Origin of the sequence: Actinobaculum suis (assembly GCF_900102025.1) — a bacterium.
Classification (GTDB): domain Bacteria; phylum Actinomycetota; class Actinomycetes; order Actinomycetales; family Actinomycetaceae; genus Actinobaculum; species Actinobaculum suis.
In genome coordinates this window covers 91,991-116,357 of record NZ_FNAU01000004.1, presented here as the reverse complement: position 1 = coordinate 116,357, position 24,367 = coordinate 91,991, and the positions used below count along the sequence as shown (strand labels likewise).

General features: G+C 57.4%; 19 protein-coding genes and 1 tRNA gene. 5 read left to right on the top strand and 15 right to left on the bottom strand.

Annotated elements, in window-relative coordinates; all coding sequences use genetic code 11:
* Nucleotides 1-5 precede the first annotated feature (5 nt).
* From mfd to BLT47_RS03455, 7 genes are all read right to left on the bottom strand, one after another.
* Nucleotides 6-3,734, bottom strand: coding sequence for a transcription-repair coupling factor (gene mfd / locus BLT47_RS03485; protein WP_074661643.1), 3,729 nt, complete (start codon nt 3,732-3,734; stop codon nt 6-8).
* Nucleotides 3,735-3,986: 252 nt separating this feature from the next.
* Entirely contained in the window at nt 3,987-4,571 is a 585-nt protein-coding gene (gene pth, locus BLT47_RS03480; RefSeq protein ID WP_074661640.1) for an aminoacyl-tRNA hydrolase, read from the bottom strand.
* 127 nt (nt 4,572-4,698) lie between these two features.
* Entirely contained in the window at nt 4,699-5,352 is a 654-nt protein-coding gene (locus BLT47_RS03475; protein WP_049618987.1) for a 50S ribosomal protein L25/general stress protein Ctc, read from the bottom strand.
* Nucleotides 5,353-5,770: 418 nt separating this feature from the next.
* Nucleotides 5,771-6,505, bottom strand: a complete 735-nt coding sequence (locus tag BLT47_RS03470) for a sulfite exporter TauE/SafE family protein (RefSeq protein ID WP_049618988.1) — start codon at nt 6,503-6,505, stop codon at nt 5,771-5,773.
* Nucleotides 6,506-6,666: 161 nt separating this feature from the next.
* Nucleotides 6,667-7,650: a ribose-phosphate diphosphokinase gene (locus BLT47_RS03465; protein ID WP_074661637.1), complete on the bottom strand. Its 984-nt coding sequence runs from the start codon at nt 7,648-7,650 to the stop codon at nt 6,667-6,669.
* A gap of 445 nt (nt 7,651-8,095) precedes the next feature.
* Nucleotides 8,096-9,016, bottom strand: a complete 921-nt coding sequence (locus BLT47_RS03460; RefSeq protein WP_074661634.1) for a bifunctional UDP-N-acetylglucosamine diphosphorylase/glucosamine-1-phosphate N-acetyltransferase GlmU — start codon at nt 9,014-9,016, stop codon at nt 8,096-8,098.
* A gap of 138 nt (nt 9,017-9,154) precedes the next feature.
* Nucleotides 9,155-9,225, bottom strand: a tRNA-Gln gene (locus tag BLT47_RS03455).
* Between the two features lie 77 nt (nt 9,226-9,302).
* Here BLT47_RS03455 and BLT47_RS03450 point away from each other — a divergent pair.
* The 3 genes from BLT47_RS03450 (at nt 9,303) to BLT47_RS03440 (ending at nt 12,287) form a co-directional block, all read left to right on the top strand.
* Nucleotides 9,303-9,998, top strand: a complete 696-nt coding sequence (locus BLT47_RS03450) for a TetR/AcrR family transcriptional regulator (RefSeq protein WP_074661629.1) — start codon at nt 9,303-9,305, stop codon at nt 9,996-9,998.
* 148 nt (nt 9,999-10,146) lie between these two features.
* The gene (locus tag BLT47_RS03445; protein WP_218122538.1) at nt 10,147-11,106 is read left to right on the top strand and encodes an ABC transporter ATP-binding protein; all 960 of its coding nucleotides are present in this window, start codon (nt 10,147-10,149) and stop codon (nt 11,104-11,106) included.
* Nucleotides 11,106-12,287, top strand: coding sequence for an ABC transporter permease (locus BLT47_RS03440; protein ID WP_074661622.1), 1,182 nt, complete (start codon nt 11,106-11,108; stop codon nt 12,285-12,287). Before BLT47_RS03445 ends, BLT47_RS03440 begins: the two co-directional genes overlap by 1 nt.
* Nucleotides 12,288-12,428: 141 nt before the next feature.
* Here BLT47_RS03440 and BLT47_RS03435 read toward each other — a convergent pair whose 3' ends face one another.
* From BLT47_RS03435 to BLT47_RS03425, 3 genes are read right to left on the bottom strand one after another with little or no spacing between them, the layout of a single operon-like run.
* Nucleotides 12,429-13,436 (bottom strand): ABC transporter permease, encoded by a 1,008-nt coding sequence (locus BLT47_RS03435; protein ID WP_074661618.1) that lies wholly within the window; start codon nt 13,434-13,436, stop codon nt 12,429-12,431.
* A 53-nt stretch (nt 13,437-13,489) separates the two neighbouring features.
* A complete protein-coding gene (locus BLT47_RS03430) occupies nt 13,490-14,167 on the bottom strand; it encodes an ABC transporter ATP-binding protein (protein ID WP_074661615.1) in 678 nt (225 codons plus the stop codon).
* Nucleotides 14,164-15,207 (bottom strand): peptidoglycan-binding domain-containing protein, encoded by a 1,044-nt coding sequence (locus BLT47_RS03425; protein ID WP_074661611.1) that lies wholly within the window; start codon nt 15,205-15,207, stop codon nt 14,164-14,166. Before BLT47_RS03425 ends, BLT47_RS03430 begins: the two co-directional genes overlap by 4 nt.
* A gap of 159 nt (nt 15,208-15,366) precedes the next feature.
* On the opposite strand from BLT47_RS03425, the gene BLT47_RS03420 reads away from it, so the two are divergent.
* Nucleotides 15,367-16,116 carry a hypothetical protein gene (locus BLT47_RS03420; RefSeq protein WP_074661608.1) on the top strand — a complete coding sequence of 250 codons (750 nt, stop codon included), beginning with the start codon at nt 15,367-15,369 and terminating at the stop codon, nt 16,114-16,116.
* A 125-nt stretch (nt 16,117-16,241) separates the two neighbouring features.
* Here BLT47_RS03420 and BLT47_RS03415 read toward each other — a convergent pair whose 3' ends face one another.
* The 3 genes from BLT47_RS03415 to BLT47_RS03405 form a co-directional block, all read right to left on the bottom strand.
* On the bottom strand, nt 16,242-18,077 hold the full coding sequence (locus BLT47_RS03415) for an ABC-F family ATP-binding cassette domain-containing protein (RefSeq protein ID WP_074661604.1): 1,836 nt from the start codon (nt 18,075-18,077) through the stop codon (nt 16,242-16,244).
* Nucleotides 18,078-18,090: 13 nt separating this feature from the next.
* Complete coding sequence (gene rsmA / locus BLT47_RS03410; protein ID WP_074661601.1) at nt 18,091-19,182, bottom strand: 16S rRNA (adenine(1518)-N(6)/adenine(1519)-N(6))-dimethyltransferase RsmA; 1,092 nt, start codon at nt 19,180-19,182, stop codon at nt 18,091-18,093.
* 108 nt (nt 19,183-19,290) lie between these two features.
* Nucleotides 19,291-20,427, bottom strand: coding sequence for an aggregation-promoting factor C-terminal-like domain-containing protein (locus BLT47_RS03405; RefSeq protein WP_049620202.1), 1,137 nt, complete (start codon nt 20,425-20,427; stop codon nt 19,291-19,293).
* 289 nt (nt 20,428-20,716) lie between these two features.
* Between BLT47_RS03405 and BLT47_RS03400 the strand changes: the two genes are divergently transcribed.
* Nucleotides 20,717-21,472: a hypothetical protein gene (locus tag BLT47_RS03400; protein ID WP_074661597.1), complete on the top strand. Its 756-nt coding sequence runs from the start codon at nt 20,717-20,719 to the stop codon at nt 21,470-21,472.
* A 26-nt stretch (nt 21,473-21,498) separates the two neighbouring features.
* Here the strand turns inward: BLT47_RS03400 and BLT47_RS03395 are convergent, their stop codons facing one another.
* Nucleotides 21,499-22,449 (bottom strand): TatD family hydrolase, encoded by a 951-nt coding sequence (locus tag BLT47_RS03395; RefSeq protein ID WP_074661593.1) that lies wholly within the window; start codon nt 22,447-22,449, stop codon nt 21,499-21,501.
* The gene (gene metG, locus BLT47_RS03390; protein WP_074661590.1) at nt 22,442-24,259 is read right to left on the bottom strand and encodes a methionine--tRNA ligase; all 1,818 of its coding nucleotides are present in this window, start codon (nt 24,257-24,259) and stop codon (nt 22,442-22,444) included. Before metG ends, BLT47_RS03395 begins: the two co-directional genes overlap by 8 nt.
* Between the last annotated feature and the right edge of the window lie 108 nt (nt 24,260-24,367).

Sequence of the window (24,367 nt, the reverse complement as noted above, 5' to 3'; positions counted from 1 at the left end):
TGCGCCTAGTCGTTGACTCCGGGTGCACTGCCGATGCTGGCGAGGAAGATGCTGTGGATAAAATCTGCCACCCATTCGATAAGAGCATCGCCTTCTAGAAGGTGGCTTTGCCCGAGCTTCTTTCCACCCGCATCCGGAATTGGCACTAAGAGGGTGCGAATTGCGGGTTTGAGCAGGGCCCGCGGATGGAGCCTGCGCAAACGCGCCTGTTTCGAATCCGGTAACTGCACGGGAGCGAACCGCAGGTTTCGCCCCGCTACCGTAATTTCGGTAAGCCCGGCCCGCCGTGCCAACTCGCGCAAACGTGCCAAGGTAAATAGTCTTTCGGCGGCTTCGGGTAGTTCCCCGTACCGGTCGATCATTTCTTCGCGAACTTCCGCCCGCTGGGCATCATCGCGAGCATTGGCGATCTTGCCGTAAATTTCCAAGCGCAAACGTTCCGAAGGCACATAGTCTTCCGCCAGATAGGCTTCCACCGGGAGCTCGATGCGCACTTCGGCAGCGGCGTCGTCTTCCGGTATGGCTTCCCCGCGAATACGTGCCACGGCTTCCGAAACCATGCGCACGTACAAATCGAAACCGACCCCTTCAATATGCCCCGACTGTTGCCCGCCGAGCATATTGCCGGCCCCGCGAATCTCCAGATCTTTCATCGCCACCTGCATCCCCGCACCCAAATCGGTGTTGGACGCAATGGTGCGCAAACGTTCCAAAGCGGTTTCGGTGAGCGTATGGTCCGGGGAGTACAAGAAATACGCATAGGCGCGTTCCCGGCCGCGGCCCACCCGCCCGCGCAACTGATGCAACTGCGAAAGCCCCATTTTATCGGCGTTATCTACAATCAGGGTGTTCGCATTAGCAATATCCAGCCCGGTTTCCACAATCGTCGTACACAAAAGCACGTCGATTTCGTGTTCCCAGAACTGCTGGATTACTTCCTCAAGCTGGCGTTCCCCCATTTGCCCGTGGGCGATCGCAATGCGTGCCTCGGGCACCAAATCGCGGATTTTCGCCGCCACCCGCGGCAAATCCTGCACCCGGTTATGCACAAAGAAAACCTGGCCATCGCGTAGCAACTCGCGGCGAATCGCGGCGCTCACCTGTTTGTTTTCAAAAACGCCCACGTACGTCAAAATCGGGTGGCGTTCTTCGGGCGGAGTAGCCAAAGTAGACATTTCCCGCACGCCGGTTACTGCCATTTCCAGCGTGCGCGGAATTGGGGTGGCAGACATCGAAAGCACATCCACATTCGGATACATTTGTTTCAGGGTTTCCTTATGCTCCACCCCGAAACGTTGTTCTTCATCAATAACCACCAAACCCAAATCTTTGAAACGCACGTTCCCGGTAAGCAGGCGGTGGGTACCAATTACGACGTCGATCGTGCCGTCCCGCAACCCCGCAATTACCTGCGCGGATTCTTTCTCCGATTGGAAACGCGAAAGCGCGGCCACTTTCACCGGGAAACCCGAATAGCGTTCTTCGAATGTTTCCCGATGCTGATCGACCAGCAAAGTGGTTGGCACCAAAACCGCGACCTGTTTATTATCCATAACGGCTTTGAAGGCCGCGCGCACCGCAATTTCGGTTTTTCCGTATCCCACATCCCCGGAAATTAGCCGGTCCATCGGCGCGGGCCGTTCCATATCCCGTTTCACTTCTTCGATGGTGTGCAACTGGTCGGGCGTTTCTACGTATTCGAATGCGTCTTCCAGTTCGCGTTGCCACGGCGTATCCGGCGAAAAAGCATGCCCGGGGGTGGCTAAACGTTGGGCGTACAAACGGGTAAGTTCCGAAGCAATCTGCCGGGTGGCGGCCCGCGCTTTTTGCTTGGTTTTTGCCCAGTCCGCACCTCCCATTTTGTTGAGTTTTGGCGATTCTCCGCCCGCGTAGCGGCTAATCTGGTCCAGCTGGTCGGTGGGTACCCACAGTTGGTCGCCGGGTTGGCCGCGTTTTGAAGGCGCGTATTCGAGTACTAAATATTCGCGTTGGTTGCCACGCCCGGCTCCGATAGCGCGTTTTTCCATGCGCACAAATTTGCCGACGCCGTGGCGTTCATGGACCACAAAATCGCCGGGCCGCAAGGAAAGCGGGTCCACGGTAGTTTTGCGGCGTTTGGGCAGCTTGCGCACGGCCCGCGTGGAAGAACCCCCGCGGGAAGTAATATCGGCGGCCGCCAAGAGCGCGAAATGCTGCTCGGTAAGTATGAAGCCTTCGCCAATGGGCGCCGTGGCCACATGCGTCACCCCGGTTTCCAGGCGCGCTGGCAAATCTTCACTAAAGCTTGCCGGGGCGCCGGCCTCTCCGAGCTGTTCGGTGAGTCGCCGGCCCAGGCCCGCCCCTTGCGTCACCAGCACGGTACGCCACCCGGCTTTGCTCAGCCGGCGAATTTCGGCGATGGCCTCATCTACTTTGCCAAGGAATTTGCGTGGCTGGCGGGCCTGCACTCCCCCATTTTCGGGCGCCGTAAAACCAGCTACCGTCCACCAGGCCTGGCCGCGTTTTCGGGCTTGTGCTTCAGTTTCTTCCAGGGTTGCAAAATTAGCGGCTTGGGCGGCTACCGGTACCGGGCCGCCGGACGCTGCGGCCGACCATGCCGCCTCCATAAATTCTTCGGTAGTTTGCAGTAGCGATTCGGCCCGTTGCGCCGCCGTTTCCGGTTCGGCCACGATTATGCGGGCATCGGGCGGCAAAGTTTCTACCACCGGCACCATTTTTTCTACCAGTGCCGGCGCCAAAGATTCCATGCCTTCTACCGGGATACCCTCGCTAATCTTCTCGAGCATATCCACGGCTCCCGGTAGCTCCGCCTGGAGCTGCTTAGCGCGTTCGCGCACTGCGTCCGTGAGCAAAATTTCCCGGCAGGGCGGGGCATACAGGCTCCCTTTTTCCGCGATGGATCGCTGATCGGCAACCGAAAAGCTGCGGATTTCTTCGACGTCGTCCCCAAAAAACTCCACCCGTAACGGGTGGGCTTCGGTAGGCGGGAAAACATCCAGGATGCCGCCCCGCACCGCGAACTCGCCGCGCCGCTCCACCATGTCCACCCGCGTGTAGGCCGCGGCAGCCAACCCGGCCTCAATGTCTTCCATGCGAACCTGTTCGCCCAGGCGCACCCGCACGGGAGCGAGCTCGCCAAGGCCCGCCGTAAGCGGTTGCAACAGCGCCCGCACCGGCATAAGCAATACCCGCAAAGGTGCAAATTCTTCCGGGTGGGCGAGGCGGCGTTGCACGAGGATCCGGCGCGCTACCGTATCTGCGCGCGGAGAGAGCCGTTCATGCGGGAGGGTTTCCCAAGAAGGGAAAACTTCGACCGCATCTTCGGGCAAATAAGCCCGTAACGCGCCCGCCAATTCTTCCGCTCCCCGCCCGGTGGGCGTGACTACGACCTGTAGCTGCGAGTTTTCTGGCCCTTGCGCGCCGCCACCTTGGCTTTGCGAGCCGCCACTTTGGCCTTGCGGGCTGCCACCTTGGCTTTGCGGGCCGCCACTTTGAGTTCGCTCGCCGTGCTGGCTTTGCTCGCCGTGCTGGCTTTGCGCGCCGTGCTGGTTTTGCTCGTCGCGCCGTTTGCGCGCGCCCAGCTTGGTAGTATCTGGCGTTTCGGTAAGCAAAGCCACCAGCGGTGCAATCACCCCGCGGGGCATGGGCACATTTTTCTGTTTGGCGCGCGAGCTGATTGCCTCGCTGACCACCGGATCCTGTGCCAGGATCGCGAGCAGTGGGCGCAGATCCATTTTTCTCCTTCGCTGAGCAGGTGCTTGCTAAGTTTTTCTTGCTAGTGCTTACCGAGTTTCTTGAGCCTTGCCAGGTTCCTTAGGAATTACTAAGTTTCTTGAGCCTTGCCAGGTTCTTTGGGGCTTGCAGATTTTCTGAGGTTTACCAGGTTCCTCAGTGATTACTGAGTTTCTAAAGGGTTACCGGGTTTGCGAGTTCCGGGTGCTATCGGCGTCTTGCTAACGCCGGTGCCTAGCGGCGGCGGGTTAGTGCTACCGGTGTTTAGTATGCAAGTGGAGTGTGGCCGTTTCCAGGCCGTTTCGCACCACTTCCTCCGCGGCATCCGCCGCTTCCTCAATAAGCGTGCCCAGGTCCTTTTTCTCCGCGCCCGAAAAGCGGCCGAGTACATAATCGGCAGGGTCTTGCCGGCCCGGCGGCCGGCCGATTCCGAACCGCAACCGAATATAGTTTTTGGTGCCCAGAGCTTGAGAAATCGACTTCAGGCCGTTATGCCCGCCTTCGCCCCCGCCGCGCTTCAGTTTGAGGGTACCGTGCGGTAAATCAAGTTCATCGTGGATAACGATGAGGTTTTCCGGCGAGCAGTCATAGTAGCGCAAAAGCGCGGCCGTGGGCCCGCCCGAAGTATTCATATACGTGTCTAAAGTAGCGAGAATAACCCGCTGCGCTTCCGGCCCATACCCGGCACGTACGGAAAGTTGGTGGGTACGCGTCTGCCGGTGCGCGCTAAGCGTGCCGCTAGCGCGTTGCGCCAAGCATTCCACGACGTCGTGCCCAATATTGTGGCGGGTGCCTACGTACCGTGGCCCAGGGTTTCCGAGCCCAACGACGACGTACATACTGGCCTACCTTCCAGTGCGGGCAAGCCCGCAGAGCCCCAAGATCACGCGGATTCGGGAACTCTGCGGGCCTGCGAACAATAACCTTATGCCTGCCGAAGCAAAGCTTGGGCAGGTGGCGAAGTGTTTACTCGCCGTTCGTTGCTCCGTGTTCTTCGGATTCTTCACGAGCTTCTTCCGCCTGGGCTTCGGCCACGGCGGCGTCGGCTTCTTCAAGCGCCAGATCAACTTCCGGACGCATAACGGAAACCACAACTTCTTCCGGATCGAGCAGTACTTCGACGTCGTCTGCGTGCTGCAGGTCGGCAGCGGTGATCTGCGAGCCGTCTTCCATGCCTTCCACGTTGGCAATCACGGAATCCGGAATGTCGATAGCCGGAGCTGAAACCTGCACGTTGAGGAATTCGATGGTGTGGATCGTGCCCGGAGCCGATTCGCCCACAACTTCCACCGGAACTTCCACTTCCACCTTTTCGTCGCGCGTCACGCGCTGCAGGTCAACGTGAATAATGCGGCGGGTAACCGGGTTGCGCTGAATGTCCTTGACCAGTGCCAGGAGATTGCCGGATTCGGATCCTTCTACCGTTACGCTCAGCAGGGCGTTCGGGTTGTCCTTAACAATGAGGAAGAGATCGTGTGCATCAACGGTCAGGTGGGCCGGAGCGGCACCGTGTCCGTAAAGTACCGCGGGGGTTTGGCCATCGCGGCGCAACCGGCGGGAAGCGCCCTTACCAAATTCCTGGCGTTCTTGAGCCGTGAGGCTCTTCTGTTCCATTGCCATAAATATTCCTTCTTTCGGTTTCAGGTGCCCGGGCAAAAAGCTGCGATAAAGCGTTTGCCGCCCGCTGGCACCGAAATACTTTTACCGTGTTGACCTCGTTTTACATACGCAGGCCAGCCCGAAGGAATGTGCCTGCTACGTCGATAACGGAGTATCGGGATTTCCCGCTCCCTCGCCGAAGCAACCCCGCTATTATAGACGGCTTCGCCCTGCCACGCCAGGGCCGAGGCTCGCGGGAAATGCCCCGGCAAAACCCATAACCAGAAAACGCACGGAATGCGGCACAGAATTCTGCGCAAAAGCGGCTTAGTACAAAGGTGGCTCAGCACAAAAGCGGCTCAGTGCAAGAACGGCTTAGTGCAAGAGCGGCTTAGCGCAAGAGCAGCTTAGCGTAAGAGCGGCTCAGCGTAAGAGCGGCCTAGCGCAAAAGTAGCCAGAAGAAGAGGGCTAGGCCGAAAATGAGGATGAGGATATTGATCACGCGGTCGGAGAAGAACCGGCCGAGTTTCGGGCCTATCCATCCGCCCACGATACCGCCGGCCATCATGCTTAGGGCGGCCGGGTAGTCCACCGCACCCATCGCGGCGTAGTAGATCCCAGCAACCAGGTTGGCGCCGAGGGTAACGGGTGCTTTCATAACGAGGGCTTCCCGCGTGGTCATATTGGTAAGGAGCCGGGCCATCGCCATGTACAAGATGGCGGAGGCGGCGCCAAAATATCCCGAGTAGATACCAACAATAAAGACGAGCACCATAAAGGCGCCGGTGCCAATATTTACCCGGCGGCCGAGGCGGTGCAAGATCGGGGCGATGACAACTGACAGTACGGAGAAAAGGACGAGCCAAGGTACAACAGCTTCAAAAACGCCCGGGTCTGCAACCAGTAGCAGGTAGCCTCCGAGCGCGCCTCCCGCTGCCCCAATCAGGTATTGGGGCCACCGCGGGTAGCTACGTACTTGCCGGATTTGCCGAAAAGCCGCAATTGTGGTTCCGGTACTGCCACCAATGTTTGAAATAACATTTGTAGTGTTAGCGATCACCGGCGGAAATCCGAGCATAAGCAGGGCCGGGTAGGTAAATACCGAGGCTGCGCCCGAAAGATAACCAATGATTGCACCAATAAGTCCAATACCGAAAACGCTTACGAGTAGCACTGCCTCATCATATCTAAGAGCCTGCCGTGCCGCGCCTACCGCACGTGTTACCTTGGCCCGCTCTGCCAGCGGGCACAGTTTAATAAGCGCCGCCTAATAGGCGCTGCTTAATAAGCGCCTTATTAAGCACCTATTAATAAGCACCTATTAATAAGCACCTACTAATAAGCACCGTCGAATAGCGAGGTTACCGAACCATCCTCGAATACTTCGTCGATCGCCCGGGCTAGTACCGGTGCGATTGAAAGTACTGTCAAACCCTCGAAACGTTTTTCTTCCGGAACCGGAAGCGTGTTGGTAATGATGATTTCACGGCATCCGGCTGCTTGCAGCCTTTCCACTGCCGGGCCGGAAAGCAGACCGTGCGTAGCAGCCACAATAACTTCTTTTGCCCCGGCTTCTTTGACCACATTAATTGCGCCGACCAAGGTACCCGCGGTGTCGATCATATCGTCCACGATGATCGCCGTCTTCCCCGCCACATCACCCACCACGCGGTTAGCCACCGCCACATTAGCCCGGCTAATATCCCGGGTTTTGTGCACGAAGGCCAGCGGCACTCCACCCAGGCGGGCAGCCCACTGTTCTGCCACCTTGATGCGGCCCGCGTCCGGGGAAACCATAACCGAGTTTTCTGGATCAATCCGCGTGCGCACGTACTTTACCAAGGTCGGCATTGCCCACAGGTGGTCTACCGGACCATCAAAGAAGCCTTGCGACTGGGCGGCGTGCAGATCCACGCTCATAATCCGATCCGCACCGGCCGTCTTGAACATATCGGCCACGAGGCGCGCCGAAATCGGTTCGCGCCCCTTATGTTTCTTATCTTGCCGGGCATACGGATAGTAAGGCATGACCGCGGTAATACGTTTGGCCGAGGCGCGCTTCGCCGCGTCCACTAAAAGAAGAGCCTCCATCAACCACTTGTTAATCGGGTCGGTGAAGGACTGCAAAATAAATACATCAGAGCCGCGTAGCGATTCTTCATATCGCACGTAAATTTCCGAGTTCGCAAAATCGTACGCGATAGTGGGAAGGAGACTGATCCCTAAACCTTTAGCTACCTCCTCCGCTAGTTCCGGAAACGCTCTGCCCGAAACTAAAACGAGCCTTTTGTCGTTCGATATCCGTATCCCAGTGGCCATGAATCCGTTTACCTTTCCCCGCATACTTTTATGTCAGCTGCGTTAACCCCGGGCCTCACCAGCCGAAACGTAGGGTTAACTCTTCACGCGGCACGCGAAAACCAGCGCCCTCTAACGGTACCCGCTTTATGCATTTCAAGCTATGAAAATCTCAAGCTATGAGTTTTCAAGACTTTCACCCAGGCGGCGCCCACCTTGCCCTACAATAAGCAGTTTTGCCGCGAACCTATATGGGCGCCGCTAAAGCTTACCGGAGCGTACCTGGACTTACCCGAAACATAATACCTAGGCTCAGGCCCCGCGCATACCAGGCCAATCGGAGCGTGCCTACTTCTCATCCTGCTCATCCGCGTGCCATCGCCTACTACTCATCCGCGTGGCCCATCGCCACTATTCATCCGCCTGGCCGCCCCACCACAATGCGCACCGCATCCGCAGTTAGCAGTTAGTTGGCGCGCGTCCCGTATTCGCCCGGCCCTACGCGTTGCCCCCGCTCGATATGTACATTTCCGCGCAAAATCGTGAAGGGCTCCACCACCGCATCAGGTTCCAGCTCTGCTTGCACATCAATCCAGGTGGTTGCCGGGTCAATAATGCTCACCCCGGCCCGCATCCACTTTTCCAAGATGCGCCGCCGCATATCTGCCCGCAGAGCCGCTAATTGCACCAGGTCGTTCGCCCCTTCTACGGTGCGATAATCGGGCGCCATATACGAACCAATGCCCGCGCCTTCCCGGTAAGCCTGCGCCACCACATCCGTGAGGTACATCTCCCCCTGGGCGTTGTCGGTGCCGAGGCGGGCGAGACTGCGGCGCAGGAAAGCGGCGTCGAAAACATAAGTAGAGGTATTGATCTCGCGGATAGTGCGCTGCTGCGGCGTTGCATCTACTTCTTCCACGATTCCGGATATTTTGCCCTGCGCATCCCGCACAATCCGCCCATATCCGGTAGCTTCCGGTACTTGCGCGGTGAGGACGGTAACCGCGTTTTCCCCGTGGCGCGCGAACAGCTCCGCCAAAATATCGGAAGTGAGTAGCGGGGTATCTCCGGCCATTACGAGTACCGGCCCCGAAATGTTTTCCGGCAGCCCGGCTAAACCGCACCATACCGCGCGCCCGGTACCTTTCACTTCGTCTTGGTCGGCAATAATGACCTCCGGGTCAACCGCGAGCGCATGGCTAGCTACCTGGGCACGTTCATGGCGTACCACTACCACCACGTTTTGCGGTTCCAGGCCGCGCGCCGCCACGATCGCGTGCCCGAGCAAGGTGCGCCCACACATTTCGTGGAGCACTTTCGGTAGCGCTGATTTCATGCGGGTGCCTTGGCCGGCGGCCAGGATAATAACTGCTGCGGGAGCTGCCATCGCTCATTTCCCTTTCGAGATCTACTAGTAGCATTCGCTTCTTCCGGCACCATGTTATCTGCCGCGGGCGCGGATGGCAGTGCAGATTTGATGGCAAGATTGATGACAGGGTTGATTTTCCGCAAAACCCAAATTTTGTTCCGCCCCTAGGATTCGAACCTAGACATACGGTTCCAAAGACCGCTGTGCTGCCGTTACACCAGGGCGGATCGCTTCCGTTACGTTTCCGTTCCGAAGCGCACCGCCATAGTCTAGCGAATAATCCCCCGTTAGGCATAATAGAGCTATGTCACGAATTGAATCGACGTCGGATAATCAGGGCAAAAGTGCGCCGAACCGCCCCTATAAACGCGTCCGCATGACGCGCAACGAACGGCGCGTCCAACTGGCGCAAGTGGCGCGCGATCTATTTGCCCGCAAGGGGTACGACGCCGTTTCAATCGAAGAAATTGCGGCCCAGGCCGGAGTTTCCAAACCCGTCGTTTATGAACATTTTGGCGGGAAAGAGGGTATTTACAACGTGGTGGTAGATCGGGAACTTACCACTCTTTCGGAGCTCATTTTTTCGAAGATGTACAAGGACGCACGCGCGCGGGAAACCCTGGAGGCGATCGTCGTCGCTGTTTTCGAATACATCGAAACTAATGAGGCGGGCTTCCGGCTCCTCGTGCAACGCTCCCCTTCCACTTTGGAGGGAGATTCTTTCTCCACGGTGCTCGCCGACATTGCCGATATCGTGTCGGAACTCATTGCTCCCATGTTGGAAGCTTCCGGGATCGATCCGCGTACCGCGCCGATTTATGGGCAAATGCTCGCCGGCGGAATCGGCCAGGTAGGCCAGTGGTGGGTAGATGAGAAGGTGCCAGATAAGGAAAATCTGGCTGCCCACGTAGTCAATTTCGTGTGGGACGGATTGCGCGGCCTGGAAACCGAACCAAAACTGCGCGGCTCCACCCCCACACCCCATCACCCCGCACCGTGATAAGCAATCCCGGTTTCCGAAAACTCCAGAGAGCGATGCGATCGAACCCCTACACGAATGAAAGATAGTGGCATGGCGCACTTATCTCAGTTATAATTAGCCGGTATCTATGAGGGCCTTACCGGGCGCCAGACAGCAAGGAGCAAGGGTGCTAAGTCTCCGCAAGATCAATAAAAGCTTCGGCTCACATCAGGTTCTCAACGAGCTGAGTTTTGACGTTCGGCCCGGCGAGATTTTTGGCTTTGTAGGAGCTAATGGCGCCGGCAAAACCACGGCCATGCGCATTATTTTAAACCTGCTATCGAAGGATAGCGGTGAAGTGCTCTGGGATGGGGAAGAAATTACTTTTACCCGCCGCCAAAAGATCGGCTATATGCCTGAAGAACGCGGTTTATATCCGAAAATGAAGGCTCGGGAACAGCTCATTTACTTTGCGCGTTTACACGGTTTTTCTACCACGCAGGCCGCTAAGAATGCCGAAAAATGGGCTCGTACTCTTGGTGTTTATGAACGGCTAGACGATCCGGTGCAAAAACTTTCTTTAGGGAACCAGCAGCGCGTGCAATTGGCGGCCGCCCTGGTGCATGAACCGAAACTTTTGATTTTGGATGAACCGTTTTCCGGGTTAGATCCCGTAGCCGTAACCGCAATGAGTGAAGTGTTGCGGCTCATGGCGGATGCTGGCGCACCGGTTATGTTTTCTTCTCACCAATTAGACCTGGTGGAAAGACTGTGCGATTCGGTCGGAATCATGGCCCAAGGGCGGTTGCTCGCACACGGCTCGATTAGCGAATTGCGCGGAAATGCGCCGGCGCCCCTCGCCGTCGCCGTCGCCGCCCCACCAGAAACGGTACAAAGCACCCTGGCTACCCTCGGAATTACCGCCCAACCTGACCCTTTGGAAGGCACCGGAGATGCACCTGCACGCCCGGGCCTCACGCGCGTTATTTTCAACCTCCCCGCCAATGTGAGTGACCAGGCGGTTTTGCGAGCACTTACCCAGATAGGAACCCTGCACGAGTTTGGGCCGCGCCGCCCCCACCTCACCGAACTTTTCAAAGACGCTATCGAACAGGAAACTCCCGCCCCGGAAAGTGAGGCCGCCTAATGCTCCGCGTTATTATCGATCGCGAATTTCGAACCCTCTTATTTTCGCGGGCGAACATAATTAGCATCGCCGTAGTGGTGGCGATTTTCCTCGGCGCAGGGGTGGTAGGGCGCTTCCTCCTCAACGACGCCGATACACCGGAAGTCACGAAATTCGCCGTAACCACGCAAACCGCGCCGCTAGAACCTCTCCTGCGCGAACAAGGCGTGGAAGTGGAAAACGTGGGAGAGGCCACCCCGGAAGAAGTGTTCGCGCGGGAGGACGCTCCCGATGCGGTGATCGGCGGCACTGCGGAAGTGCCTCATGTGTATACCAACAGCCGCGGTGCGCCGAGCAGTCAGTATGTTGAAATAACGAAAGCGGCAACCGTGGGCAGCTTGCTCCGGCAAAGCAATATTTCTCCGGACATACAAAGCAAACTGCTCGCCGCGGAAAGCCTGAGCAGTACCGATTTGACCGAAAAAGCCGCTTTTGCGGACACAAACTTTTTCGGCGTGGCGGCAGGAGTTATAGGCGCATCAATTATTCTCTTCGTAACCATGAGCGGAGTGAATGGCATTCCGGTACGTGTGGTAGAAGAAAAATCGAGCCGCGTGGTGGAAATTATTTTAACTACCGTCAAACCCTCTACCTTGTTGCTAGGAAAAGTCCTCGGCGTGGGCGGAGCCGTTTTGGTGACTAACCTGACCTATATTGTGGGCGCGCTGGCCGCGGTTTATATTTCCGGAATTATGCCAAGTTTAGGCCTAATCACTGAAGTTGGGATCTGGCCGATTCTGCTCAATATTCTCATTTGGGTAGTTTTCGGATACTTCATCATGGCGGCATTTGCCGGCGGGATTGCGTCCATGGTTTCACGGCAAGAAGACCTTTCCGGCCCGCTTTCCGCCCTGATTTTCGCCGCTTTAATTCCCTTCTACGCGGCTGTTTTCGGCCTGCAATCATCCATTGATGCCACCTGGTATAAAGTGCTTTCCTTCGTGCCCGGCTTTTCGCAGTACTTCATGCCAATCCGGTTCGGTGCTAATCAATCCGGCTGGTCGGAACAGCTTATTGCCTATACGCTGGCGGGGCTGGCCGTGATTCTGCTCAGCCGCTTGGGCGCCGTTATCTACGAACGCTCTATCTTGCGCATCGGAGAACGCGTGAAGCTCTCCCAGATCTTCCGCAAGGCGGCGTAAGCCGGAGAAACCAGGGGCGTAAGCCGGAGGGAAACCAGGCGGCGTAAGCCGGACGGAAGCGGCGTAGCCGAAAGGAAACGCGGCGTAGCCGCAGCGTTCCGGGGAGGGGAGCTCGGAAGAAAGCTCCTAAGGGAGGCGTTTCTAGGGCGTTCGCATGATTCGTGCCGGGTCGCGGTTTACGGCCCATGCAATTGGTGCGATCGCGGCCAGCACCGAGATAATCACCAAGATGAGCGCGCTCGCCACGGTGTAATCGAGCGGAATCGTGGCCAATCGGGTAGCCGCGTAGGTGTATGCCACCAGCGCGCCTATCGCGGCCCCGATACTGATTGGGATCGCAACTCGTAGCAGGGTGAGTAAAGCGAGATCAAAACGAGTAATTCCGAGGGCGCGGCGCCGGCCCAAAATCCGCCGATACAGTAATACGTAGGTGAGAGTAACGACGGCGGTGAGGAATCCGCCCGCCACCAGAACCGTCAATAGAATCGACTGCCCGTACCGGGCATATTCCCCACCGGTCAACTCACTTACTATTTGCATGCCCGCATTCTCCACCGAAATTTCGGCTCCGCCCTGCGCCGAAATATAGGAAAGCAAGGCTGTCTGCACATCTGGCAGCACCTCCAAAGAACTCGCGAGCACATGCAAGCTTTGATACGCCGCCGGGTGCGGATCTGCCTGAATAAGCACCCCGTTCGCGAAGGAAGCAAATCCCGGGCGAGGAGCACCCTCACCTACCACGGGAAATTCTTGGCCGTCGCGATCGGTAAAGACGCCGGCGGGAACCTCCCAACCGTATTCTGCAGCTTCCCCGGTTTGGATTAAGGCCTCCCCTGTTTCCGGGGCGCGGCCGAGACTTGACGCATAGATTGCTTCCACATTTGAGACCGTCCAAGCAGGAACTCGCAGACCGGGAACCGTTGGCTCAACATCGTCTACTTTTACTACCCCGACGGCTATTTCTACGCCGCGCGTTGCTTGGGCTAATGCTAAAACCTCCGGCGTGATCAGGCCTTTCTTTTCGCGGATTACGAGCATCCGTGAGGCGGGATCCTGCAGTTTTTGCGCCAGTACGGTTTTTTGTGCTTCCTGTTGCCCGGCCGTCAACAATGCTGCCAGGCAAGCACCGAGGGTAACCAATAAAAGCAAGAGGGAGGGGATTTTTTTGGGTTTGCGCGTCTTTCCACGCTTCCCGGATTAGTTCACGCCACCGCATTTTCCACCGCCTCCGTAATATTGAGAACTGCTGAGCAATTTGCCATTACAAACGGATCGTGGGTAGCAATAATAACTATCCGTCCCTCTTCGCTGGCTGCCCGCAAAAGGTCGAGCACGGTACTGGAATTATCCCGATCAAGGTTCCCGGTGGGTTCATCTGCCAAAATAATCTCCGGATTGTTCACCAAGGCCCGGCATACCGCAACTCTTTGCCCTTGGCCTCCAGAAATCTGGGTGGGCCGCTGCCCGGCGATCTGCGCCAAACCGACTTTTTCGAGCAGCTCGAGCGCTTTTCCTTCTAAGTTTTTGCGGGTTTGGCCCGCATAAAGGCCAGGTTCGAGCACTGAATCGAGGATGGTGCGAAAGGCGTCTAGCTCCGAATCTTGAAAAACGAAACCGATATGTTTCGCCCGAAATTCTGAACGGCTTGAATCCGGTAAGGAACTAAGTTCTCGGCCGCGATATGTAATAGCACCGGCTATCGGTGTAAGCATAAGACCTAGCAAATACAGCAAGGTAGATTTACCAGCCCCGGAAGCACCGGTTAGCGCCGTCATCGTACCGGTCGCAAAACGTTGGTTGAGTCCACCAAATAATTCCGGAGAGTGTTTTTCGTAGCGAAATCTTAAGCCTTGGCAGGCCATGCTCAGGGGCTCACTCATGCGCCAGCCTCCCCGAACACGCGGATAGTGGTACCAGGTTCCACCCCTTCTACGACGGCGATGCCTTCCGCCGCCCCTTTCATCGTGATCGCTATGTGATTTCCAGCTTCATCCACCACATAAGATTCACCTTTAGCGTTGGTCATAATTGCGGCGCGCGGCACGGCGGGGCCGGTTACGGCCGGGATTACTTCTACCGCAGCTGGCAAAGATACTCCTTCACCACCGCCAAGGCCTTCGCATTCGGCTCCGCAAGCAGGCCCGCCGTCTTCGCCTTTTAGGGAGATTTTATAGAAGCCATCCTCCGTCCGCTGGTTCATATCTGATATTGCTACACGCCACTTTTGCTCTCCATTTTGCAAAGTAACAGCAGCTCCGGCGGGGATTAGATTTCTTTGCTGTTCGCTGACCATGAGATATACATTCGGATCACCGGTAGTAGCGGAGATAATATTCTCTCCACCCTGGAGATCTAGGCCGGGTTTAGCGATCTTGCGATCAAGAACCAGGGTGGTAGGAATACTTGGAATGGCTACGAGTTCACCCAGTTGTATCGTGCCAGTTTCTTCTCTCCCCTGTGATTTTTGCCAGGCCTTCACTGCTTTTTCGGTGACGGGACCAAATTCGCTATCAGCCCGGCGCAGATATCCCAGATCGGTCAGCAACTGGGTGAGCTGATGAACGTCAGAGCCGCGGGTTCCGGGAGCTAGCTCGCGGTAAAAAGGAGTATCTCCGCTGACTACCCGGACGGGCACCCCGGCTACCGCGTACACCGGATCGCCTTGCCCAAATTCTCGGGCATCTGAGACCCAAGTAATTACTCCCGCCAGTTGGTTTGCTGCCACCGGCGCCAGCTGGCTTTCTATACTCGCAGCCAAATCTAGCGTCCGCCCCACGGTTTGTTCGGAAACCTTTACCAAAGCGGGAGTAGAAGATGGTTCTGGTGTGAACGTTTTGCGACTCAGAGTAGCTCCGGCCCAGTAAGCTCCACCCGCAACGAGCACCAGGATAATAAGAATCCCAGCGATTTTTCGCTTCATATCCGACCTCCACTCTGAGCGTCATCATTAATGCGTTGCGAAACCAATACTTAGTCAAAAGAAGACCTTGACGAACGCACACTATCAGGTTACATTAATCTCACTATTTCGATCAACGCGGTTCGAAAGAGGGTTCCATCGCCTTATACGGAGGTCAAGATGACGCAGCAACGGGTACTTCGCGCCGCAATACTCGCTATGGTGGGGTGCACCTTGGCGCTCTCCGCCTGCGATGCTCAAAGCTCTCCACCGGATTCGAGCCCCAGCACCACATCGAGTTTTTCACCGCGTGATATCAACACCTGGAAACCGAGCTTCACTCCCGCACCGCGCCCGGTAAGCGCAGAATTCGCCAAACAATCACGCCTCGACCAAGTCAATCAGGCGCTATCCACAGCAAACCCACCGCTACCGGCAATGACTGAAAGCGAGCTTCCACCGGTCATCCGTGAAGTCAGCTCAGAAGAGTGGACTGACGTTATGGTCACGTGCCTCACTGAAGCCGGATTTCCCGCCAAAAATGAAGGCGGGTTGCTCACCACGGAAGCGCCGGAAGAGCAACGATCGGCCGAGGCCAAAGCTGAAGCTAACTGTGTTGCACAATACCCGATTGCAGCGAAATACACGCAAAAATGGGGTGAAGAGCAGTGGCGCATCCAGTACGAATACCTCACCGGTTTTTACATCCCCTGCGTGGAATCCTTCGGCGTAGTAGTAGACCACAGCGCCATACCCAGCGAAAAAAGCTATGTGGAAAACGCCCTCAGCGAGGGAGCGCTTTGGCACCCGATTTTCGAATGGCCGGAAAACCAGAAGAACCAAAATTTGGTAAGCACCGAAACAGAAGAAGGAGAATCCTTATCCCGCACGTGTAGGCAATTTTCACCAGATAGATACCTCTTCAATTAACTTCCTCGCGCCTGGGGTATCCGGGTTCCTCGCCGCCGGGTTCTCCGCCTGCGGGTTCTCCGCGCCGGAAATATGTCCCCGTGCTTCTAGAACTGCCGAAGTTCAGGGCTACAGTTCCTCGCTCGCTACTCTAGTTTCCCGGCAGCCTCCAACCATTGTTCTTCCAATTGTGTGGCTTCGGCTTCGAGTTCCTTCATGTTCTGGGTGAGTTCGGCTAGGCCTTGGTAGTCGCTTTGGTCATGGGCGAGCATCTTTTCTTCGATGCGGCCAATCTGCTGGTTGGTTTTATTTAGCTTACGTTCAATCGCTGCTACTTCTTTTGCCAGGGCGTGCCTTTGTGCCCCGGTTAGTTGCGGTTCGGTAGCAGGCCCGGTTTCCGAGCCGGGCACGCTCGGGGCAGTACCGTCCGGCGTCGTTCCGGTTTTCGCGGCGAAAACCGCCGGCAAACGTTTCTCGCTTTGCGCCTGCAAACGCACGTACTCTTCCACCCCGCCGGGTAGGTGCCGCAACGTGCCCGCGAGTATCGCATATTGCTGGTCGGTAACGCGTTCTAGCAGGTAGCGATCATGGGAGACGACGATAAGGGTGCCCGGCCAGGAATCGAGCATCTCCTCCAAAGCGGCCAACGTATCGGAATCTACGTCATTGGTGGGCTCGTCAAGCGCGATCACGTTGGGCTCCGCCAGCAGTAGCATAAGAATCTGCAACCGCCGTTTTTGCCCGCCGGAAAGCTCAGCTACCCGCTGGGAAAGCGCTTCGCGCCGAAAACCGAGCCGCTCCAAAAGCTGGGCAGGCGAATACTCTTTCCCATCAATTTGGAAACTCGTTTTATGGCGGGCAAGTACCTCCCGCACGCGGTACCCACCAATTTCTTGCAGCTGCGAAAAGCGCTGGTCAAGCACACCCAGTTTCACCGTTTTTCCGCGTTTTACCTGCCCACTGGTAGGTTCCAGCTCCCCGGCAATAAGCGCTAAGAGGGTGGACTTGCCGGCCCCGTTAGCACCGAGAATACCCAGGCGATCACCCGGCCCGATTTTCCAGGTAATATTGCGAAGCACTTCCTGTGCCCCGAAACTCACGGACACATTTTCCAGATCCACTACTTGTTTGCCCAAGCGGGCCATGGCCACATGCTGCAACTGCACCGAATCGCGTAGCGGCGGCACGTCCGCAATCAGCTCATTGGCAGCTTCGATCCGGAACTTTGGTTTCGAGGTGCGTGCCGGAGCACCGCGCCGCAACCAGGCAAGTTCTTTCCGCATGAGGTTTTGCCGTTTTTGTTCTGCCACTGCACGCATGCGGTCCCGTTCCACCCTTTGTAATACGTAGGCGGCATACCCGCCTTCGAAGGGTTCAACGATAGAATCGTGGACCTCCCAGGTTTGGGTACATACTTCGTCCAGGAACCAACGGTCGTGCGTGACCACGAGTAAAGCGCCTTGGTTTTGCGGCCAGCGGCGGCGCAAATGCCCGGCCAACCAGGTGATACCTTCCAAATCCAAATGGTTCGTAGGTTCGTCTAGGGCGATAACATCCCAATCTCCGATAAGCACGGCGGCTAAAGCTACCCGGCGGCGTTGCCCACCGGAAAGCTCACCAACCTTCGCATCCCACGGAATATCAGCCATGAGCCCGGTTATAATATCGCGAATTTTCGGGTTGCCGGCCCACTCATGTTCCGCACGGCCTCCTACCACCGCCTGCCCGGCACTGTTCTCTGGGTCTAGGTTATCGCCTTGTGCGAGCAGGCCAATTTTTAGGCCGGTGCGCCGGGTAACCCGGCCCGCCTGATATTTCACGGTGCCGGCGAGCATTCCTAACAAACTGGATTTGCCGTCCCCATTACGGCCCACAATTCCGATGCGGTCCCCCTCGGCCACGCCGATCGTCAAAGAATCAAAGACAGTTTTCGTAGCGTATTCAAGGCGTAGTTCATGCGCGGTAATCAGTGGCGTTGCCATCTATAAAACTCCTTTATTTGCCGGCGGTACGGGCGATACCGGCGGTGCGGGCGATGCGCAAGAAATCGGTGATGCTAAGAGTTTCGCCCCGCGCACCCGGATCAATACCGGCCGCCACTAAAATTTCTTCTGCCTTTTCGCGGCTACCCGCCCAGGTTGCGAGTGCCGCGCGCAAGGTTTTCCGCCGCTGTGCGAAGGCCGCATCGATTACCGCAAAAGTTGCTTCCCGCAGTTTTGCGTTCTCCAGGTTTTCCTCCCCAGCCAAAGTTTCTCCAAGCTGGCGCTCTGCCGCACCAGGACGCTCCGCCGCACCGGGTTGCTCTGCCACACCGGGAGACTCCGCCGCACCGGAATGTTCCGCCGCACCGGGACGCTCCGCCGCACCAAGCTGGTGCTGCAGTTCTCCGGGCTGGCGCCGCTCCGCGATTACGAGGGCAGAATCTACGCGCGGTACCGGCCAAAACACGCTCCGCGAGATTTTCGACCCGCGCCGCACCCGCGCATACCAAGCCGCTTTCGCCGAAGGAGCACCATAAACTTTCGAACCGGGCGTAGCTGCCAACCGTTCTGCCACTTCTAATTGCACCATCACCACGGCGGTGTGAATCGTGGGGAACCGTTCCAAAATCTGCAATAGTACTGGCACTGCCACGTTATAGGGCAGATTTGCCACGAGCTTTTCCGGTTCGTGCCGCCCGGCCCGCGCGCAGGCCGCGGGAAGCGTGAGAGACTGCGGGCCGGCCAAATGTAGTGCATCGCCTTTGGTGACCGCGAAATTATCGGGAGCGGCCCCGTGTACCGTGAGGGTTTGCGGCAGTGCGCCGGCCAGTTTTTCGTCAATTTCGACGGCGGCTACCTGGGCGCCGCGTTCCAGTAACGCCAAGGTAAGGGAGCCGAGGCCCGGGCCTACTTCAAGAATAAACTCGCCCGCTTGTACTTCGGCTTCCCGCGCGATTTTCCGGACGGTTCCCGGATCGATCACAAAGTTTTGGCCGCGGCTTTTCGTGGGCCGCAAGCCGAGCACTTGTGCCAGGCCGCGCACGTCCCGTGCCGTTAACAGATCGAGTTCGGGCAACTGCCCGTTCTTAGCTTGGATATCAGTCATCGCCCTCGAGTCTAGAACACTCACTGGCCTGCCACTGCAATCCAGCACTAAGTTTTCCGCGTCGAGTTTTCAGAGCGAGTTTTATAACCGGTTTTGAACGGCTAGTTTCTAGTACCAACCCACGGAATTGGAGTGCGCTAGGGCGCCGCACGGGGTGCCGTAACGGCCCTGAATATAGCCCAGGCCCCACTTGATTTGCGTGGCCGGGTTGGTACGCCAATCCGCTCCCGCAGAAGCCATCTTCGATCCTGGTAGTGCCTGCGGAATCCCATACGCGCTCGAAGAAGGATTTTGCGCCAGGTGGTTCCACCCAGATTCCCGGTTCCATAAAGTAACGAGGCAGGAGAACTGGTCTCCACCCCAGCCGTAGGAAGAAAGCATGCCGGCAGCAATTTCTTGGGCCGAACCGGCCGGTACGGCTACTGCCCCGCTCGGTGCACCCCCACCGTTGCCACCCGTATTCTCGCGGGCACTCGGCGCGGCCGTGCCTACCTTCACCACTTCGTCCACGCGCTGTTGCTTTTGCGCGGTGAAATGCAAGGTACGGGAAACTTCCTTCCCGTTTTCCACCCGAATTTGGTAGGTGTTAGCAGAAACGCCATCCTGCCCGGCGGTTTCCACATCCCGTTCGCCTTGCGGCAAGGCTGCGTCTTCTACCTCGCTGGTTTCGTGGGCGTCCACTACTTCTTCTGTCACCATCTTGTATTCCACGCGGGTGATATTCACGGTGGAACCATCGGTAACGGGCGCCGCCAGTTCCTGCGAGACGACGTCGTCCCCATCTACCTGGATACCCGCTTCCTGCAAGGCATCATGCAAAGTAGGGGCCGTAGTGGTGATGGTCTTAGAGGTGCCATCAAACACGAAAGTAACAGTTTTGGCAGCGTTATTTGCGGCCAAAAGATGGGCTTTTTGGGCCGGATCAGGCTGATTATCGGTAGCCGCCTGCGCGGTATTACCCATGGTACCGGCGGCGAAAGCCACGGTAGGGGCCGCAATCAAGACGGAAGCCAATGCTGCGGTAGAGCGCGCCAGGAGCGAGCTGGGAACATTGGTAGCCGTGGTTCCTACCCGCGCGAAAGTGGAGGTGTTTTTCGCAATCTGCGTAGCCGCGATAGCTGCCGCTTCCTGCGCTTCCCGTTCGGCCAGAATCAGCGCACGCCGCGTGCCAGGCTTCGGAGCATCGGCCATCGACCGAGCCACCCGTTCGGAAATACTGGAGTTTTCCCCGCCGTGACGTCCCAAAGCTTTCCCCTTCTCGAACCTTCTACAAATCCGTTCATTCTGGGCTATCTAACTGCGTAGATGCTAGATATTAGGGCTCTGCGAGCTATGAATCGCCGTTTCTAGGAGCGGTTTTTGCCACTAGGTCCCGGCCGGATCCACCCGAAATATCTCGGATTTATAACGAATCGAGATCGATTGTAATCAAATCGTGACCTTCTGGCTACTGCCCGTGGTGAGTCCAACAAGCGAGCTGATCAACAAGCGAACTTCCGGCATTTTGGAAGCGGAGTGTTCTAGATTTATTCCTATGAGCAATTCGGAGTCCCAGCCGCACGAATCCGGGCAAAGTGCCACGCCAACCAGCCCGACCTCAGCCCCTCAGGCTCAGGCTTACGCTAACCCGGCGCATCCGCGCCAGACCACCTATCCAGGCCCACAGTCCTATCAAGGTCCACAGTCTTACCCGGGCACACAGGCCTACCCGGGCCCGCAGGCCTATCCGAGCCCGGCCTATCCCGGTACAAACCAAGCTTTCCCCGCGCAAGGCTATCCAGCCTACCCACCTTACGGTTCCATACCCACCCCACCGGTGCAAAACAAAACCGCGCGCGTGGCCCGCGGTATCGGCGTCTTCAACCTGTGCTTTGGCGTGTTGTTAGCGATAGGGCTGTTTACCTTCCCGGTACTCACCGGGCAAGTAGACGCGGGTAGCACCGCGGAAGAAACCCTTCTCTCCACCCTTATATATACGGACGCCGATCTCCCCTTCCTCCTCGCGCTCGCCGGCATAGTGGCGGCCATAATCGGTGCCGTTTTCGCTTTCTATCGCGGCAGGCTTAGCACGCTTGCGGCGGTACTGGTACCGCTGGGTGGCGCGGTGCTGGCAGGGGCGCTCCTTGCTTTCTGCCGAGCCGACGCCGTACGCCTCACCATTGATTTCGGTGCGGCTTACGGGTGGGGCTTTTGGGTCTACGTGGTAGGTGCCGGCGTACTCATAGTTACCGGGTTCGCGCAAATCGTGGCCCTGGCCCGCGCCGCAAAGCTGCAATCCGCGGCGCGTTAGTACCGCGCGTTAGTACCGCGCGAGCTTTAGATGCCGTATACCTCGCGGGTATTAGCATCGAGCTGGCGGCACCACACATCTAGTGCCAAGCCGCGATATTCTGCGGTGGCACGCACGGTGTAGGCCACCGCGTAGGGGGCGTTCGGGTGCCCGCGCCAAGGAAGCGGCGTCAGATATGGGGCGTCGGTTTCTACAAGCACGAGGTGAGCAGGTAGTTCCTGCAAAGCCGCCCGAAAATCCGTGTTTGCCGGGTAGGTAACATTGCCGGCAAAACTCGCATACCAGCCTTGTTCGGCCAGGATGCGAGCCATTTCTACATCTCCCGAATAGCAGTGGAAAACCGTGCGAGCAGGAGCACCATCCCGGCGCAGAATATCGATCACATCCGCGTGGGCTTCCCGGTCATGGATCTGCATCGGCAAATCCAGTTCCTTTGCCAAGGCAATATGCATGCGGAAGGATTCCTGCTGGGCGGCCTTCCCGGCCTCCGCGGTACGGTAATAGTCCAACCCGGTTTCGCCAATGCTCACCACGCATTCTTCCGTGCGGGCAAGTTCGGCAACCGCGGCCACAGATTCTTCCAAACTGTAGGCTAAGTGATCCGCATTCTGGCCGTGGACGATTCCATCCGGGCCCGGTTCGGTTACTCCCGCATGCAAGGCCGCATCATTCGGATGGATTGCCAGCGCGGCGCTAATGTACTGCGGGAAAGCACGGGCCAATTCCACGGTGCCGCGAAGCGTGCCGATCTCGCACCCGGAACTAATCGCGTGCCGCACCCCGGCAGCTTCCATGCGCCGCACTTGTTCTGCCCCGCTTAGGGGCCGGCCGTCTTCCCCGGTGCCGTCTTCCCCGGTGCCGTCTTCCCGGTTGGGATCACCGGTCACCGTAATATGCGTGTGGTTATCTACCACCGGGTATGGAAGTGGTTCCGGAATATCCGGAAAAATATGCCGCTTGGATTTCTTTTTACTCATCCTCTTCGCCCAGGCCCAGCCTTTCCAGTTCTTCTTCTACCACGGCCGGATCCAGCTTTTGGAACACCGGTTTCGGTTTGGAAATTGGGGTGCCTACCTGTACCGGTTGCCGCTTCCACGGCCGCGGATTGGTGTAATCGCCAGTAATGATCGGATACGCCTTCCCCGAATCCAAATCCGTGGTTTCTACCAGTTGCGGCATGGGCGCGATATCGCCTGCCCCGCCCATTACTGCGTCAATCGTATTCGAAGAATGCGGTAGGAATACGCTCATCATGGTGTTCAGATCCGAAACCGCTTGGGCAAGAGTATGCAGTACCGTGGCCAGGCGCGGGCGCTGCGCCGGATCTTTCATCTTGAAAGGCTCCGTAGCGGAAACATACGCATTGGCTTCTCCCACCAGCCGCATAATCTGCGTGAGGGCGGCACGCTGGTGGTGTGCCGCAATATTTTGCCCCACGGCTTCGAAACCGGCTTCGATCTTATCGAGCAGTTCCCGATCAATATCGGCAAGTTCGCTCGGTTCCGGGATTTCCCCGAAATTCTTCGCGATCATCGCCGCCGTCCGATTGACGAGGTTTCCCCAACCGGCCACCAGTTCCGAATTATTGCGCCGCACAAATTCGGCCCACGTAAAATCAGCATCCGAAGTTTCCGGGCCGGCAATCGAAATAAAGTAGCGCAAGGCGTCCGGCTGGTAGCGTTCCAGCACGTCACGCACATAAATCACCACATTTTTCGACGACGAAAACTTCTTCCCTTCCATCGTCAAGAACTCGGATGCCACCACTTGGGTGGGCAGGTTCAAACGGCCCAGTTCGCCCGGTTCGCCGCCGCGTTTCCCTTCCCCGTTATAGGCCAGGATTTCCGCCGGCCAAATCTGGGAATGGAACACAATATTATCCTTACCCATAAAGTAATAAGAGCGGGCCTGCGGATCATTCCACCACTGGCGCCAATCCGCAGCGCTCCCCTGGCCGGCCTTTTCCCGCCGCCGCGCCCATTCGACCGAGGCGGAAAGGTATCCGATAACGGCGTCGAACCATACATATAGCCGCTTATTGGGCTGATCTTCCCACCCGGGTACCGGAATCCCCCAGGTAATATCGCGAGTCATTGCGCGCGGGCGAACGTCTTCCAGTAAATGCTGGGAGAAGGAAATAACGTTAGGCCGCCATTCTCCAGTTTTTTCGACGCCGTCTAACCACGTACTCAGGCTCTCCGCCAGTGCGGGAAGATCCAGGAAGTAGTGGTCAGTTTCTTGGAAAAGTGGGGTTTTCCCGGAAATCTTCGATACCGGATCGATGAGATCTTGCGGGTCAAGCTGGTTGCCACAGTTATCGCATTGATCCCCGCGGGCTCCCGCGTTGCCGCACAGCGGGCAGGTGCCTTCAATATAGCGATCGGGCAGGGTGTTGCCGGTATCCGGGTCGATCGCCACCGGCGTTTTTTGGATCACCATGTAGCCGTTATCCCGGCAAGTTTCGAACATTTGCTGCACCACACGCTCGTGATTAACGGTGGTGGTACGTGTAAACAGATCGTAGGAAAGGCCGAGGGCTACGAGGTCTTCCACAATGATGCGGTTATTACGGTCCGCAATTTCTTCCGCGGTTACGCCTTCTTTATCCGCCGCCACCATGATGGGCGTGCCGTGTTCATCGGTACCGGAAACCATGAGCACGTTTTCCCCTCGCATTCGCATATAGCGGGAGAAAACATCGGAGGGAACACCGAAACCTGCTACGTGGCCGATATGGCGGGGGCCGTTCGCGTACGGCCATGCAACCGCGGAAAGAATATGCGTCATACCCCTAAGCCTACTCGGCTCGGGGCACTAGTATTCCCAGCAGAGTAAAGCTCCACCAAACGCGCAAGCTAAATCACATTCGGAGTTTGGGCGTCCCAGGGTCTTTTG